The 613-nt window shown below is 59.2% G+C and carries 1 protein-coding gene; it reads right to left on the bottom strand.

The genetic code is table 11. From position 1 onward, the window contains the following. Positions 1–613, bottom strand: a 613-nt coding sequence (locus ACKGJN_RS16500; RefSeq protein WP_409540662.1) for a tetratricopeptide repeat protein, incomplete at both ends; no start/stop codon positions are given.

Here is a 613-nt window from a genome sequence, read left to right as displayed (position 1 = left end):
TCTTTCAGCCCTTCTTTGACGAGGCCGAGCAGAACCTGGGAGCGTCCGTAGTCGCGACGCGCTTTGATATCATCCGGTTCCAATTCCAAGGCGCGTTTGAATGCCTCGGCGGCACCCGACATGTCACTTTTCCAGAACCGTGCCTTGCCGACCGCACACACGCCCGTCGCTGTTGTCAGCTGACTGGTGTCCACCAGCGCCAGCTTTTCGACCTTCTCGGACACGGCCGCAGAGGATTCCTGCTTCGGTGATTCCGGCAGGAGTTCGTCGAGCAGTGCATTCATTGTCTTCAGAAGGCCAAGTTCGCGATGGGCGCTGCGCCGGAAGAAGAGCGCGACGAAGGTCCGGGTATAGATGTAGGCGAAGAGGAAGCCGGTCACCGTGCCGGCCACCAATATGGCCGCGGTGAGGGCGACGGGCTCAGTATCATTTCTGCCGATGCTGAGGGCGGGCGCCAAGACCGTTGCCACCTTCATGATATTCGTGCCGATGTCGGGCAGCTGAGTGAGGCCGACCCCGACAAGGATCTTGGTTAGCCAGTCGGATATCTGCTCAAGATTGGTGTTGACGCCCAGGAAATTGTCCGTGCCGTTGTCTGTATCACCTGCTCCTT

This window comes from Gillisia xinjiangensis (assembly GCF_046298265.1).
Classification (GTDB): Bacteria; Bacteroidota; Bacteroidia; order Flavobacteriales; family Flavobacteriaceae; genus Gillisia; species Gillisia xinjiangensis.
The sequence above is the reverse complement of the archived record's forward strand: the minus strand, read 5'-3'. Positions and strand labels throughout refer to the sequence as shown.